The organism is Streptomyces armeniacus, assembly GCF_003355155.1.
In the GTDB taxonomy this organism is placed as follows: domain Bacteria; phylum Actinomycetota; class Actinomycetes; order Streptomycetales; family Streptomycetaceae; genus Streptomyces; species Streptomyces armeniacus.
In genome coordinates this window covers 7,256,833-7,271,940 of sequence record NZ_CP031320.1, presented here as the reverse complement: position 1 = coordinate 7,271,940, position 15,108 = coordinate 7,256,833, and the positions used below count along the sequence as shown (strand labels likewise).

Here is a 15,108-nt window from a genome sequence, read left to right as displayed (position 1 = left end):
CGCGGGTCAGCCGCCGGGTCCACTCGGGCATGCGGGAGGCGCGGTGGCGGGCGGCGGGCCAGCCGGCGGCGTCGCCGGCGGCGATGCCGAGGAGGAGGCCCTCGATACGGCGGGGGTCGCCGCCGGCGCCTTCACCACCGGACGTTCCGCCGTCTGGTGTTCCGTTGGGCGGTCGTCCTGCGCCGGACGTTCGGCCGCTGGACCGTCCGGCTGCGGATGGTCCGGAAGCAGACGGTCCGGAAGCAGACGGTCCGGAAGCAGACGGTCCCGCGTCGGACGTTCCGCCGCCGGATGCGCCGTCACCCGGGGCGTCGCGCGCGGTCACGAGGCCGCCCGCCCGTTCGCCGTCGGGGCGAGCAGGTCCGCGATGTCCAGCACGTGGTAGCCCGCCATCGACGGCAGGCAACTGCCTCGCGCCGGGCCGATGGCCGACGCCCACTCCTCCGGTACGGCCCCGGCCCCGCCGAGCGCGCCCGCCAGCGCACCTGCCACGGCCGCTGTCGTATCGGCGTCGCGCCCCATGTTGACCGCCGTCAGCACGGAGTCCGCGAAGTCGCCGCGCGCCGCCGCGAAGGCGCCGAAGGCGAGGCCGACGGCCTCCGGGGCGAGGTCCATCCACGGGTAGCCGCCGATGACGACGGCCGAGCGGACCGTACGTTCCCGGCTCAGCCGGGTGGCGTCGGGGTCGAAGCGGGCGCGTTGCGCGGCCGAGACGGCGCGGCGCAGGGAGCGGGCGGTCCAGGAGTCCTCCGGTACGACGGACAGCGCGGCCGCGATCACCGCGTCCGTGCCGCGCCCGACCATCGCCGCGGCCACTCCTGCCGCGACCGCCTGGCCGCCGTAGATGCCCTCGCCGTCGTGGCTGACGGTGCCGTCGACCGCGACGAGGCGGGCGGCCTCGGCGGGGCGCCCGGCGGCGTAGATGCCGAACGGGGCGGCGCGCATGGCGAGTCCGTCGCTCCACGCGTGCCGGTGCTGGGCGGAGATGGGGGCGGCGAGGCCGCGGCGGAGGTTCTCCAGGGTGCCGCGTTCGCTGAACCCGGCGCCGCGGAAGGGGCCTTCGTCCAGGTTCGCGATCCACTGGTGCCAGGCGGCCTCGACGTGCGCGACGGTCAGCCCGGAGCCGTGCTCGGCGAGCATGAGCCCGGAGAAGATGGCGTACTCGGTGTCGTCCGTGCCCGCCGGGTCGTCGTCGACGAAGCCCTCGATACGGCCCCAGCGCTGCCGTATCTGCGAGGGCTTCATGTTCTCGGCGGGCGCGCCGAGGGCGTCGCCGACGGCGAGTCCGAGCATTCCGCCGCGGGCGCGCTCCAGGAGGGGGGTCATGTTCTCCGACGCTGTGGCAGGGACGGTACGGAGCCGGGGCCGCGGCTGTGGCCGTGACTGCGGCTGCGGACCGGGCCGGGGCCGCGGCCCCTGGCTCTGGCGGCGCCCGGGGGCGGGCCCCTGGGCGGGTGAGGCGTGAACTGCGCTCATGGTGCGTGCCGTTCTGTGCGGGTCGTGCGGGTGGTGCGGGTCGTGCGGGTCGTGTGAGTCGTGCCGGGCGGGCGGGTCGTACGGGCGGTGCAGGTCGTAGCGGTCGTGCGGGCCGTGCAGGTCGTAGCCGTCGTGCCGGTGGTGCGCGCGGCAGGAGCGGTGGTCATCGCTGGTACCGCGCGAGAATCCGGTTGCCGTCCTCGACGAGCTTGTCGCGCAGCTCGCCGAGGCCGATGCCGCCGCTGTAGAACTCCTGGAACGCCGGCGTCGCGATCTTGTCCATCCACTCCGCGTAGCCGCGTACGCCCAGCACCGGCGAGGCGCGCAGGTCCGAGGACATGTGGACGCCCGTACGCCAGCCGTGGCGCGCCGTGTTGAGTTCCGGATCGCGCAGGGCCTCGGTGCCGGTCGGGACCATCCAGTCGCCCTTGGCGAGCCGCGCCATGTGGTCCGGGCGGGTCATGAAGGCGATGAAGGCCATGGCGTCCTCCTTCCGCTCCGTGTCCTGTGCGATGGACAGCGTCTGCGGGCTGACGCCCTGGACGGCCGCGCGCCCCGTACCCGAGCCGCCACCCGCGTCCGTACCGGCGCCCCCGCCGCGCCCCGCGGGCATCGGCAGCGTCACCCACTCGAAGCCGTCCGGTGCCTGCTGCTGCACCTGCTGCCGGAACGAGAAGTTCAGCGGCACCATCGCGTACCGCCCGCTGAAGAAGCCGGGCAGCGTGTCCGAACCGCCCATGCCGAGGCTGCCCTCCGGGGCCGTACGGGTCTTGTTGACCTGCCGGTGGATGACCTCCGAGACGTACGAGTCGGCCTCGTCGAAGCGGACGACGTTCTTCCCGTCCTCCTGGTAGAAGACGGCGCCTCCCGTCGTGAGGGAGAGGTTGACCGACTGGTTGACGGGTTCCTTCATCGACCAGGCGACACCGAACGTACGACCGCCCCGCAGCTCCTTCGCCGCCTCCTCGAACTCCGGCCAGCTCCACGGCCGTTCCGGCTCCGGGGCCCGTATGCCGGCCTGGTCCAGCAGCTTCCGGTTGGCGATCAGTACGCGCGGCTCCTGCACGAACGGCACGCCGTACACGCCGTCGTCGGGGAAGGTCGCCATGTCCCAGGAGCGCTGCGGGATCTGCTGCTTGAGCCCGGCGGGGAGCAGCCCGCGCAGGTCGGCGAGGTAGCCGCCGTGGGCGAAGTCGGTGAGGTCGTTGGCCTCGTCGTGGATGATGTCGGGCGCCTCGCCGCCCTCGAACGACGTGAGCAGCTGGTCGTGGACGGTGTCCCAACTGCCCTGTACGTAGCGCACCTTCCGGTTCGGGTTCCGCTTGTTCCACTCGGCGACCAGCGCCTTGTTGGCCTCCATCGACTCCTTCTGCCAGGCGAGGCTGAGGTAGTCGAGGGTGCCGTCGTCGCCGGAGCCGGCGCAGCCGCCGAGCAGGGCGGCCGCGGACGGGGCGGCCAGCGCCGCGGACGCGGCGGCGAGGAAGCGTCGGCGCCGCATCAGCCCTTCACCGCCCCGGACACCATGCCGCTGACCAGCCGGCGCTGGAGCAGGGCGAAGAAGAGGAGGCTCGGAAGGGTCGCCAGGAAGGCGGCCGCGGCGAGCGGCCCGAGGTCGGCGGCGCCCTCGTCGCCGAGGAAGTGGGTGAGAATGACGGACATCGTCTGTTTCTCCGGGGACTTGAGCAGGACGAGGGCGAAGAAGAACTCGTTCCAGGCGGTGACGAACGAGAACATCAGCGTCGCCACCAGACCCGGCGTGAGCAGCGGGAAGACCACGCTGACGAGCGTCCGGAAGCGGCTGCACCCGTCGATCGCGGCGGCCTCCTCCAGCGAGGCGGGCACGGCCCGTACGTACCCCTGGAGCATCCAGAGGGCGAACGGGAGGTTCCACACGACGTAGACGAGGATCAGCCCGAACAGCGAATTGATCAGCTGGAAGTTCTTCAGCACCAGGAACAGCGGGATGATGACGAGCACGAACGGGAACATCTGGCTGACCAGGATCCAGCCCGTGGCGGCCTTGCTGACCGGCGAGCGGTAGCGCACCATCGCGTACGCCGCCGGGACCGCGATCAGCACCGAGATGCCCGCCGCCGAGCACGCCACGATCAGGCTGTTCAGCGCCGAACGGGCCAGCGGCTGCTGGTCGAAGGCGTCCCGGAAGTTGTCCAGCGACCAGTGCTGCGGGAGCCAGGACGGGTCGACCGTGCCCAGCTCCTGTGGCGACTTGAAGGCGCTGGAGACCAGCCAGAAGAGCGGGAAGGCGAGGAAGACCAGGTAGCAGAGCAGCGCCGCGTACTGGCCCGCGCGGCCCAGCCGGGGGCCGAGCCTGCGGCGCCGGCGGGCGGTCGCGGGGGCGGGGGCGGGGCCGGGCTCGCGCTGCGGCGCGCTCGCGTTCACCGTGCTGCTCACTGGTCGGCCTCCTTCAGACGGTTGCGCAGGAAGATCGTCAGCAGGACGGCGATGACCGCGATCATCACCATGCCCATGGCCGCGGCGTAGCCGAACTGGCCGTAGCGGAACGCCTCTTCGTAGGCGAACAGCATCGGCAGCCGCGTCTCGCCGCCGGGGCCGCCCTGGGTCAGCACGTAGACCAGGCCGAAGGAGTTGAAGTTCCAGATGAAGTTGAGCGCGGTGATGGACAGCACGATCGGCTTGAGCGCCGGCCAGGTCACCGCGCGGAAGCGGCGCCACAGGCCGGCGCCGTCGAGGGCGGCGGCCTCGTGGAGTTCGTGCGGGACGTTCTGGAGTCCGGCCAGCAGGACGACCGTTGTCTGCGGCATGCCGGCCCACACGCCGACCGCGATCACGGCGGGCAGCGCGAGGGAGAGGCTGGAGAGCCAGTTGACGTTCTCGGTGATCAGATGCAGGTCGCGCAGCGTGGCGTTGAGGATGCCCGCGTCCTGGTGGTAGACGAGCCGCCACATGATGCCGATGACGACCTCGGGCATGGCCCACGGTACGAGCGCGAGCGTGCGCGCCAGCCAGCGGAAGCGGAGGTTCTGGTTGAGCAGCAGCGCCAGGCCCAGCGCCAGTACGAACTGGATGGCCGTCACGCTCACCGCCCAGACCAGACCGATCCGGAACGAGTCCCAGAACAGCGTGTCGTGGCGCAGGTCGGCGAAGTTGTCGAAGCCGATCCACTGCGTCGGGTCCGTACGGCCCGCCTGCGCGTCCGTGAACGCCAGCGACAGCCCGTACAGCAGCGGCCCGACGCTCAGGATCAGGATGGGCAGCAGCGCGGGCAGCAGCAGGAACCAGGCGTCGCGGTCCAGCCCGAACGCCGTTCTGCGCTCGCGGACCGAGCGGGGCGGCGGCGAGCCGCGGTGGCCGGGCGTACGGGTGCCGGGGCCGGAAGCGGGGGGAGGTGCGGGGTCGGCGACGGTCACCGGGTCACCTCCTGGCCGTTCTCCGCCGCGGTGTGCGCGGTATTCGGGGGGTGCGCGTCCTGCGCGTCCTGCGCGGCGTTCGCGGTCTCCGCGGGGGCCGAGGAGGCGCGTACGACCAGACGGGGCGTGACGGTCTCGGTACGGGCGGGCGCGCGGGAGGTGCCGTCCCGTTCGGTGATGCGGTCGAGCAGCATCTCGGCGGCGATCCGGCCGCGTTCGGCGGAGCCGAGGTCGACGCTGGTCAGCGGCGGCCAACTGGCCCTGGTCAGCGACGTGTCGTCCATCCCGGCGACCGCGACGTCCGCCGGAATGCGCAGCCCGCGCGCGTGCAGGGCGTGCGCGGCGCCGAGCGCGAGCTGGTCGTTGGCGCAGAACACGGCGTCGAGGCGGCCGGGTCCGGAGCCGCTTCCGGCGCGGTCTTCGTCGAGCAGCCGGTGCAGGGCCTCCGTACCGGCCTCGATGGTGAAGTCGGTGTTCGTGACGAGCGCCGGATCGGACGCGAGGCCGCAGTCGGCGAGCGCGGCGCGGTAGCCGCGGTACCGGTTGCGGCCCGGCACGGTGTCGGCGGGCCCGTTGACGAAGGCGATACGGCGTCTGCCGGTGCGTATGAGATGGCGTACGGCCAGCTCCGCCCCCGTCACGGAGTCCGCGCGCACGCTGTCGACGGGCGGCTCCGCGTCGTCCGGCAGCGAACCGATGACGACCACCGGCTGCGCGGCGCCGCGCAGCGCCTCCAGGTGCTCCGGCGTGATGCGGATCGGGCAGAGGACCAGCCCGTCGCTCGTACGGTCGGCGAGGCTGCGCACCACGGCGAGTTCGTCCTCGACGACGGCGTCCGTGGAGTGCAGCAGGAGGCGGTAGCCGTGCGCCTTCGTGATGGCCTGTATCTGGCGGACCATCGATACGTAGACCGGGTTGCCGATGTCCTGCATGGCGAAGGTCAGTTGCAGGGAACGGCCGCCCTTGAGGGAGCGGGCGACGGCGTTCGGCACGTAGCCCAGCTCGGTGGCGGCCCGTTCGACGCGCCGGACGGTGTCGGGGCGTGCGCCGTGGCCGTTGAGTACCCGGGAGACCGACGCGATCGAGACCCCGGCACGCTCGGCGATCGTCTCGACGGTGGGAGGCCCGCCTGTCGTCACCACAAGTGCCCCTTCGCTGGATCGGGATGGAGTGGGAGGCTCTGAACTGAAAACGTTTACAGAATCGGCCGCCGGACACAAGGCCGTGGCATGGATGGATGAAGAGAATGTTGCGCGAGGGTTTCCCGGCCGTCAATGCGCTGTGATCCGGATCTCGTCTGAATGTGCTCGGCCCGGGGCGGCTCGGGGAACGGTTTCGGGGCGGCTCGGGGCGGTCCGCAACGCGGGGGCCGAGAGGGCAAAAGCCCTGGTAAGTACGGCCTTCCTTGCTGGCGAGCGCCCTTTCGCGGGCCTACGGTCGAGGTGCCGGAGGGGACGGTGGCGCCGTGGCGGTGGCACCTCGGAGACCCCTCGGGGAAGGGAGCGGGCAGCGATGACGGCCGACGGCAGGGGCACGGGCGGCACAGGCGCCGAAGGCGGCGCAGGTCGTGCCGGTGGCGTCGGTGCGGAGGGCGGAGCGCCCACGGGTACGGGCGCGGGAGCGGGCGCCGGCGTGCCCGCCGGCGGCGCGCTCACGGGCGCCGCCGAGGCGCACTCGCACACGCACCGCGACGTCACCGGCGGCTGGCTGCGCCCCGCCGTGTTCGGCGCCATGGACGGGCTCGTCTCCAACCTCGGCCTGATGTCCGGCGTCGCGGGCAGCTCCGCGTCCTCCCAGGCGATCGCCGTCGCCGGACTGGCGGGACTGGCGGCGGGCGCCTTCTCCATGGCCGCCGGCGAGTACACCTCCGTCGCCTCGCAGCGCGAGCTCGTGGAGGCCGAACTGGAGGTGGAGCGCCGCGAGCTGCGCCGCCACCCCGAGGACGAGCTCGACGAGCTCACCGACCTCTATGTCTCGCGCGGCGTCGAGCCCGGTCTCGCGCGCGAGGTCGCCACGCAGCTGACCCGCGACCCGGAGCAGGCGCTGGAGATACACGCCCGCGAGGAGCTGGGCGTCGACCCGTCCGATCTGCCGTCGCCCACGGTGGCGGCGATGTCGTCGTTCGGCGCGTTCGCGGCGGGCGCGGTCCTGCCGGTGCTGCCGTACCTGTTCGGGGCGACGGCGCTGTGGCCTGCCGTACTGCTGGCGCTGCTCGGCCTCTTCGCGTGCGGCGCTGTGGTGGCGCGGGTCACGGCCAGGCCGTGGTGGTTCAGCGGGCTGCGGCAGCTGGCGCTGGGCGGCGCGGCGGCCGCGGTGACGTACGGGCTGGGCGCGGTCTTCGGCACGGCGGTGGGCTGACCGTACGGGCGCCGACCGCGTGACGGAGCGCATTCACCGTACGGCGCCGGGCTGCCCCTGCGAGGCGGGCCGACCGCACCCATGGCGCCGCGCGCGTACGCCGGTATCCTCGCAAGCCGTCGCCCCTCGCCCGCGACGGATCCGGACGATCCGTGGGTTACCTCTCGGTTTCACGGCTGTCACGGTGGGCAGAAGGCGGAAAGTCCCCAAGCAAGAGTGTCCACGGGCAACGACGCCCGTGCGCGCTGCGTGTCCGCAGCGCGTGCGCCGCGTAACCCGCTGCGTGCGTGCCGCACCCATTCGCCGCGTGTCAGGTCCCAGCAGGGGCGGACAGCGCCCGCTGGGCTGGAAAGCGACTGGAAAGCGAGCCGGAAGACGCGTCCCGGGAAGCGCCGGAACCGCGTCGGAAGGTCACCGGAAGGCCGTCGGAAGGACCCGGAAGAACGGCCGTTCCACGCTTGTGCGGCCGGTCCCGTGCACCCGGCCAACCGTCCGCATGCTGGGATGAAGTATCCGCTTTCTGGGAAGATGCGCCATCATGTAATCTGCACGAAAATTTGTTCTCTGAGGGCCAACGTCGTCCCTCGGCGCCTGCACATGCCACCGACGACGACGGGAGAGCCGATGCGCGCAGCATCTCTGGCGGCCCACCCTGCCAAGCAGGGGATGTACGACCCCCGGTACGAGCACGACGCCTGCGGTGTCGGCTTTGTGGCCACTCTCACCGGCGTACCGAGCCACGAGCTGGTGGAACAGGCACTCACCGTGCTGCGCAATCTCGAGCACCGCGGAGCCACCGGCTCCGACCCGGACACCGGCGACGGTGCCGGCATCCTCCTCCAGGTACCGGACGCGTTCCTGCGCGAGAGCGTCCCGTTCGAGCTTCCCGAGGCGGGCGCGTACGCCGTCGGCATCGCGTTCCTGCCCGTCGACGAGGCGGACGCGGACGCGGCCGTCTCGCAGATCGAGACGATCGCCGCCGAGGAGGGTCTCGACGTCCTCGGCTGGCGCGAAGTCCCCACCGCGCCGCAGCTGCTGGGCGCCGGCGCCCGCGCGACCATGCCCGCGTTCCGGCAGCTGTTCGTCGCCGACGCCGCGGGCGAGCGCAGCGGACTGACTCTGGACCGCGCCGCGTTCGTGCTGCGCAAGCGCGCCGAGCGCGAGGCCGGGACGTACTTCCCGTCGTTCTCCGCGCGGACCATCGTCTACAAGGGCATGCTCACCACCGGCCAGCTGGAGCCGTTCTTCCCCGACCTGTCGGACCGCCGGTTCGCGACCGCCATCGCGCTCGTGCACTCGCGCTTCTCGACGAACACGTTCCCCAGCTGGCCGCTGGCCCACCCGTACCGCTTCGTCGCGCACAACGGCGAGATCAACACCGTCCAGGGCAACCGGAACTGGATGCGCGCCCGCGAGTCGCAGCTCGTGAGCGACCTGTTCGACACCAAGAGCACCGCGGACACGGACGGCACCGCCGACGCCGACGGCAAGCAGGACCTGGAGCGGATCTTCCCCGTCTGCACCCCGGACGCGTCCGACTCCGCGACCTTCGACGAGGTGCTGGAACTGCTGCACCTGGGCGGGCGTTCGCTGCCGCACTCGGTGCTGATGATGGTCCCGGAGGCGTGGGAGAACCACGACTCCATGGACCCGCAGCTGCGCGCGTTCTACGAGTACCACTCCACGATGATGGAGCCGTGGGACGGGCCCGCGTGCGTCACGTTCACCGACGGCGCCCAGGTCGGCGCCGTTCTCGACCGCAACGGCCTGCGCCCCGGCCGGTACTGGGTCACCGAGGACGGGCTCGTCGTCCTCGGCTCCGAGGTGGGCGTCCTGGACATCGACCCGGCGAAGGTCGTACGCAAGGGCCGGCTCCAGCCGGGCCGCATGTTCCTGGTCGACACCGTCGAGCACCGCATCGTCGAGAACGACGAGCTGAAGGCGCAGCTGGCGGCCGAGCACCCGTACGAGGAGTGGCTGGAGGCCGGCCTGATCGGCCTGGCCGACCTCCCCGAGCGCGAGCACATCGTGCACACGCACGCGTCCGTCACGCGCCGCCAGCAGACCTTCGGCTACACCGAGGAGGAGCTGCGCGTCCTGCTCGCGCCCATGGCCCGTACGGGCGCCGAGCCGATCGGCTCCATGGGCACCGACTCGCCCATCGCCGCGCTCTCGGACCGGCCGCGGCTGATCTTCGACTACTTCACCCAGCTGTTCGCGCAGGTCACCAACCCGCCGCTGGACGCCATCCGCGAGGAGCTGGTCACCTCCCTGCACTCCTCGGTGGGACCGCAGGGCAACCTGCTGGAGCCGACCGCGGCGTCGTGCCGCAGCGTCACGCTGCCGTTCCCGGTGCTCGACAACGACGAGCTGGCCAAGCTCATCCACGTCAACGCCGACGGCGACCTGCCCGGCTTCAAGGCCAGCACGCTCTCCGGCCTCTACCGCGTACACGACGGCGGTGACGGGCTGGCGGCCCGGCTGCGCGAGATCTGCGCCGAGGCGGACGCCGCGATCGCGTCCGGCACCCGGCTGATCGTGCTGTCCGACCGGCACTCGGACGCCGAGCACGCGCCGATCCCGTCGCTGCTGCTCACCTCAGCCGTGCACCACCACCTGATCCGCACCAAGCAGCGGACGCAGGTCGGCCTGCTGGTGGAGGCGGGCGACGTACGCGAGGTCCATCACGTCGCGCTGCTCATCGGCTACGGCGCGGCCGCGGTCAACCCGTACCTCGCCATGGAGTCCGTCGAGGACCTCGTGCGTGCAGGTACGTTCCTGCCGGACGCCGAGCCCGAGCAGGCCATCCGGAACCTGATCAAGGCGCTCGGCAAGGGCGTGCTGAAGGTGATGTCCAAGATGGGCATCTCCACCGTCGCGTCCTACCGCGGCGCCCAGGTCTTCGAGGCCGTCGGGCTCGACGAGAGCTTCGTGGACACGTACTTCCACGGGACCACCACCAAGATCGGCGGCGCCGGCCTGGACGTCATCGCCAAGGAGGTCGCCGCGCGGCACGCCAAGGCGTACCCGGCGTCGGGCATCGCCCCGGCGCACCGCGACCTGGAGATCGGCGGCGAGTACCAGTGGCGCCGCGAGGGCGAGCCGCACCTCTTCGACCCGGACACCGTGTTCCGGCTCCAGCACTCGACGCGGGAGCGCCGCTACGACGTGTTCAAGCAGTACACGTCGCGGGTGGACGAGCAGTCGCAGCGGCTGATGACGCTGCGCGGCCTGTTCCAGCTCAAGGAGGGCGAACGGGAGCCGGTGCCGATCGAGGAGGTCGAGCCGGTCTCGGAGATCGTCAAGCGCTTCTCCACGGGCGCCATGTCGTACGGCTCCATCTCGCAGGAGGCGCACGAGACCCTGGCGATCGCCATGAACCAGCTCGGCGGCAAGTCCAACACCGGTGAGGGCGGCGAGGACGCCGACCGGCTGTACGACCCCGCGCGCCGCTCCAGCATCAAGCAGGTCGCGTCCGGGCGCTTCGGCGTGACCAGCGAGTACCTCGTCAACTCCGACGACATCCAGATCAAGATGGCGCAGGGCGCCAAGCCCGGCGAGGGCGGCCAGCTGCCCGGCCACAAGGTGTACCCGTGGGTGGCGAAGACCCGGCACTCGACGCCGGGCGTCGGCCTCATCTCGCCGCCGCCGCACCACGACATCTACTCGATCGAGGACCTCGCCCAGCTCATCCACGACCTGAAGAACGCCAACCCGCGGGCCCGTATCCACGTCAAGCTCGTCTCCGAGGTCGGCGTCGGCACCGTCGCCGCCGGCGTCTCCAAGGCGCACGCCGACGTGGTGCTGATCTCCGGCCACGACGGCGGAACGGGCGCCTCCCCGCTGACCTCCCTCAAGCACGCGGGCGGCCCGTGGGAGCTGGGCCTCGCCGAGACGCAGCAGACGCTGCTGCTCAACGGGCTGCGGGACCGTATCGTCGTGCAGACCGACGGGCAGCTGAAGACCGGGCGCGACGTGCTGATCGCCGCGCTGCTCGGCGCCGAGGAGTACGGCTTCGCGACCGCGCCGCTGGTCGTGTCCGGCTGCGTGATGATGCGCGTCTGCCACCTGGACACCTGCCCGGTCGGCATCGCCACGCAGAACCCGGTGCTGCGCGACCGGTACGCGGGCAAGGCCGAACACGTCGTGAACTTCTTCCAGTTCATCGCCGAGGAGGTCCGCGAGCTGCTGGCCGGGCTCGGCTTCCGCACCCTGGCCGAGGCCGTCGGGCACGCCGAACTGCTCGACACCAGCCGCGCCGTGGACCACTGGAAGGCCCAGGGCCTGGACCTGGCGCCGCTGCTGCACACGCCCGAGCTGGCCGAGGGCGCGGCGCTCCATCAGACGGTCGAGCAGGACCACGGTCTGACCAAGGCCCTCGACAACGAGCTGATCAAGCTGTCCGCCGACGCGCTGTCCGCGGGCAGCCCCGAGGCGGCCCAGCCCGTACGCGCCCAGCTCGCCATCCGGAACATCAACCGGACGGTCGGCACCATGCTGGGCCACGAGGTCACCAAGAAGTTCGGCGGCGCGGGCCTGCCCGACGACACAATCGACCTCACCTTCACCGGTTCCGCCGGCCAGTCCTTCGGCGCGTTCCTGCCGCGCGGCGTCACGCTGCGCCTGGAGGGCGACGCGAACGACTACGTCGGCAAGGGCCTCTCCGGCGGCCGCGTCGTCGTACGGCCCGACCGGGGCGCCGACCACCTCGCCGAGTTCTCCACCATCGCGGGCAACACCCTCGCGTACGGCGCGACCGGCGGCGAACTGTTCCTGCGCGGCCGCGTCGGCGAGCGGTTCTGCGTACGCAACTCCGGCGCCACCGTGGTGTCCGAGGGCGTCGGCGACCACGGCTGCGAGTACATGACCGGCGGCAGGGCCGTCGTACTCGGCAGCACGGGCCGCAACTTCGGCGCGGGCATGTCCGGCGGCATCGCGTACGTCATCGACCTCGACCCCGCGAACGTCAACGCCGGTCTGCGCGACGCCGTCAGCGCACTCGACGAGGACGACGAACGGTGGCTGCACGACGCCGTGCGCCGCCACCACGAGGAGACCGGCTCCACAGTCGCCGAGAAGCTCCTCGTCGACTGGGACGCGGCCGTGACCCGCTTCAGCAGGGTCCTGCCGCCCACGTTCAAGGCCGTGCTCGCCGCCAAGGACGCCGCCGAGCGAGCGGGACTCTCGGAGACCGAGACCCACGAGAAGATGATGGAGGCGGCGATCAATGGCTGACCCCAAGGGCTTCCTGACCACGGGCCGCGAGGGCGCCGAGTCCCGGCCCGTGGGCGAGCGCGTACGCGACTGGAACGAGGTCTACGTCCCGGGCTCGCTGCTCCCGGTCATCAGCAAGCAGGCCGGGCGCTGCATGGACTGCGGCATCCCGTTCTGCCACAACGGCTGTCCGCTGGGGAACCTCATCCCCGAGTGGAACGACTACGCCTACCGCGAGGACTGGTCCGCCGCCAGCGAGCGGCTGCACGCCACGAACAACTTCCCGGAGTTCACCGGGCGGCTGTGCCCCGCGCCCTGCGAGTCGGCCTGCGTGCTGGCCATCAACCAGCCGGCGGTGACCATCAAGAACGTCGAGGTCACCATCATCGACAAGGCGTGGGACGCCGGCGACGTCACCCCGCAGCCGCCGGACCGGCTGTCCGGCAAGACCGTCGCCGTCATCGGCTCCGGCCCCGCCGGGCTGGCCGCCGCACAGCAGCTGACCCGCGCCGGGCACACCGTGGCCGTGTACGAGCGCGCGGACCGCATCGGCGGCCTGCTGCGGTACGGCATCCCCGAGTTCAAGATGGAGAAGGTGCACATCAACCGCCGTATCGAGCAGATGCGCGCGGAGGGCACCAAGTTCCGTACGGAGGTGGAGATCGGCCGCGACATCGACGCGGCGAAGCTCCGCAAGCGCTACGACGCCGTCGTCGTCGCCGCCGGCGCCACCACCTCCCGCGACCTGAAGGTGCCGGGCCGCGAACTGGGCGGCATCCACCTCGCGATGGAGTACCTGCCGCTGTCCAACAAGGTCCAGGAGGGCGACCTCGTCACCTCCCCGATCTCCGCCGAGGGCAAGCACGTCGTCGTCATCGGCGGCGGCGACACCGGCGCCGACTGCGTCGGCACCGCGCACCGGCAGGGCGCGGCCTCCGTCACACAGCTGGAGATCATGCCGCGCCCGGGGGACGAGCGGCCCGCGCACCAGCCGTGGCCCACGTTCCCCATGCTCTACAAGGTCACCTCCGCGCACGAGGAGGGCGGCGAGCGCGTGTACTCGGTCTCGACCACCCACTTCGAGGGCGACGAGAACGGCGACGTGCAGTGGCTGCACATGGTCGAGGTGGAGTTCAAGGACGGCAAGCCGGCGCAGAAGCCGGGCACGGAGCGGAAGATCCCGGCCCAGCTCGTCACTCTCGCGATGGGCTTCACCGGCACCGACCGGGAGAACGGCCTCGTCGAGCAGTTCGGCGTGGACCTGGACGACCGCGGCAACATCGCGCGCGACGCGGACTACGCCACGTCCGTCGACGGCGTGTTCGTCGCGGGCGACGCCGGCCGCGGCCAGTCGCTGATCGTCTGGGCGATCGCCGAGGGGCGTTCGGCGGCCCGCGGTGTGGACCGCTACCTCACGGGCACCAGTACGCTCCAGGCCCCGGTCAAGCCGACGGACCGGCCGCTGACGGTCTGACGGCGGCCACCCGCACGCGTACGGGACGGCGCGGGCCGCACCCGCCCGCCCCCGTACGGCACCGGACCCGGCGCCCGCCCCCACACCCCGACCGGGGGCGGGCGTCGCGGCTTTCCCGTACGTCCCGTACGGCCGCACGGCGCCGTACGGCCTCACGCCGCCGTGCGGGCCCGCGTCAGCAGATCTCCTCGGCGGTCAGCACCGTCATGTCCGCCTCGGTGAAGCCGAACGGGCGTACCAGCCGCAGGAACTCGCCGCTCTTCTTCAGCTTCCGCAGCTCGTCGTTGAACGCCTTCTGCAGCTCCTCCTCGCCGAGGCGGAAGGCGAACGCGCTGGCGTTCCGCACCCGTTTGCCGTCCCCGATCGGCTGGAACGGCTTCGTCACCTCCAGCGACGAGTCCTCCCCGGCCGCGATCTGCGCGGCGATGAGCCGCGTGGTGGCGAAGGCGTCGAAACGGCCCTGGGCGACGGCGTTCAGACCGGCCGCCACGTCGGGCACGGTCGCGACGTCCCGTACGCCCGCGGACTTCGCGTGCTCGAGCTGCGCCTCCCCGTTGGCGACGGCGAGCTTGAGCTTCTTCCCGGCCACGTTCCCGTACGTCGCGACGCCCCGCGGATTGCCCCTGGGCACGAGGAAGGCGTCCTTGATCCGGAAGTCCGCGTCGGAGAACAGGACTTGCTCGCAGCGGTCCGGGTGGACATTCATCGAGGCGGCGATCACGTCGCAGTTCCCCGACTTCAGGCCGGGAACGAGCGCGGTGAAGTCGAGCGTGACCGCCTTGGCGCGCGGGACGCCGAGCCGTTTGAAGATCTCCTTGGCGACCTCGGGCCCCGCGCCCGTAGGCCTGCCGCCGTCGAGGTAGCCGAACGGCTTCTCGTTGGCGATGCCGAGCCTGACCGTGCCCTTGTCGCGCAGCTGCTGGAGGAGCCCGCCGGAACCGCCGGACGTGCCTCCGCCGTTCAGTTGGTACGCCGTGACGCCGGCCGCCGCGGCGACGGCCGCCCCGGTGCCCAGGGCCAGGGCCCGGCGCCGGGTGAACCCCCGGCGCCGGGCCCTGGCCCTGGCACCGGGGCGGCCGGTCGGTCACCGGCAGAGACACCCAAGCCTTCGTCGGCAGGGTCAGATGTGGATAAGAGAAGGGGCTCGGGGGGTACGCGGGGGTAATGATCGACATGTGACCGGCTACGCTGCCAGGG

At 72.0% G+C, this 15,108-nt stretch carries 9 protein-coding genes; 3 read left to right on the top strand and 6 right to left on the bottom strand.

Features of this window, described 5'->3' with window-relative positions:
• Nucleotides 1–321 precede the first annotated feature (321 nt).
• From DVA86_RS31595 to DVA86_RS31575, 5 genes are all read right to left on the bottom strand, one after another.
• A complete protein-coding gene (locus DVA86_RS31595; protein WP_245997409.1) occupies nt 322–1,326 on the bottom strand; it encodes an ADP-ribosylglycohydrolase family protein in 1,005 nt (334 codons plus the stop codon).
• 313 nt (nt 1,327–1,639) lie between these two features.
• Nucleotides 1,640–2,974 (bottom strand): ABC transporter substrate-binding protein, encoded by a 1,335-nt coding sequence (locus DVA86_RS31590; RefSeq protein ID WP_208883439.1) that lies wholly within the window; start codon nt 2,972–2,974, stop codon nt 1,640–1,642.
• Complete coding sequence (locus DVA86_RS31585) at nt 2,974–3,792, bottom strand: carbohydrate ABC transporter permease (protein ID WP_245997799.1); 819 nt, start codon at nt 3,790–3,792, stop codon at nt 2,974–2,976. The genes DVA86_RS31590 and DVA86_RS31585 overlap by 1 nt, the downstream gene beginning before the upstream one ends.
• Nucleotides 3,793–3,884: 92 nt before the next feature.
• A complete protein-coding gene (locus DVA86_RS31580) occupies nt 3,885–4,865 on the bottom strand; it encodes a carbohydrate ABC transporter permease (protein ID WP_425470948.1) in 981 nt (326 codons plus the stop codon).
• Nucleotides 4,862–6,007 carry a LacI family DNA-binding transcriptional regulator gene (locus tag DVA86_RS31575; RefSeq protein ID WP_245997408.1) on the bottom strand — a complete coding sequence of 382 codons (1,146 nt, stop codon included), beginning with the start codon at nt 6,005–6,007 and terminating at the stop codon, nt 4,862–4,864. Before DVA86_RS31575 ends, DVA86_RS31580 begins: the two co-directional genes overlap by 4 nt.
• 370 nt (nt 6,008–6,377) lie before the next feature.
• On the opposite strand from DVA86_RS31575, the gene DVA86_RS31570 reads away from it, so the two are divergent.
• The 3 genes from DVA86_RS31570 to DVA86_RS31560 all read left to right on the top strand — a co-directional run bounded on the left by DVA86_RS31570 (nt 6,378) and on the right by DVA86_RS31560 (nt 13,911).
• Complete coding sequence (locus DVA86_RS31570; protein WP_245997407.1) at nt 6,378–7,223, top strand: VIT1/CCC1 transporter family protein; 846 nt, start codon at nt 6,378–6,380, stop codon at nt 7,221–7,223.
• Nucleotides 7,224–7,889: 666 nt separating this feature from the next.
• Entirely contained in the window at nt 7,890–12,458 is a 4,569-nt protein-coding gene (gene gltB / locus DVA86_RS31565) for a glutamate synthase large subunit (RefSeq protein ID WP_208885425.1), read from the top strand.
• Complete coding sequence (locus tag DVA86_RS31560) at nt 12,451–13,911, top strand: glutamate synthase subunit beta (protein ID WP_208883437.1); 1,461 nt, start codon at nt 12,451–12,453, stop codon at nt 13,909–13,911. The genes gltB and DVA86_RS31560 overlap by 8 nt, the downstream gene beginning before the upstream one ends.
• 175 nt (nt 13,912–14,086) lie before the next feature.
• On the opposite strand, the gene ehuB is transcribed toward DVA86_RS31560, so the two are convergent.
• Nucleotides 14,087–14,926, bottom strand: coding sequence for an ectoine/hydroxyectoine ABC transporter substrate-binding protein EhuB (gene ehuB, locus DVA86_RS31555; protein ID WP_208885423.1), 840 nt, complete (start codon nt 14,924–14,926; stop codon nt 14,087–14,089).
• Nucleotides 14,927–15,108: the final 182 nt, after the last annotated feature.

Coding starts and splice junctions, on each gene's coding strand:
- DVA86_RS31590 (WP_208883439.1), bottom strand. CDS start 2,974: ATGCGGCGCCGACGCTTCCTCGCCGCCGCGTCCGCGGCGCTGGCCGCC.
- DVA86_RS31570 (WP_245997407.1), top strand. CDS start 6,378: ATGACGGCCGACGGCAGGGGCACGGGCGGCACAGGCGCCGAAGGCGGC.
- gltB (WP_208885425.1), top strand. CDS start 7,890: ATGTACGACCCCCGGTACGAGCACGACGCCTGCGGTGTCGGCTTTGTG.
- DVA86_RS31560 (WP_208883437.1), top strand. CDS start 12,451: ATGGCTGACCCCAAGGGCTTCCTGACCACGGGCCGCGAGGGCGCCGAG.
- DVA86_RS31595 (WP_245997409.1), bottom strand. CDS start 1,326: ATGACCCCCCTCCTGGAGCGCGCCCGCGGCGGAATGCTCGGACTCGCC.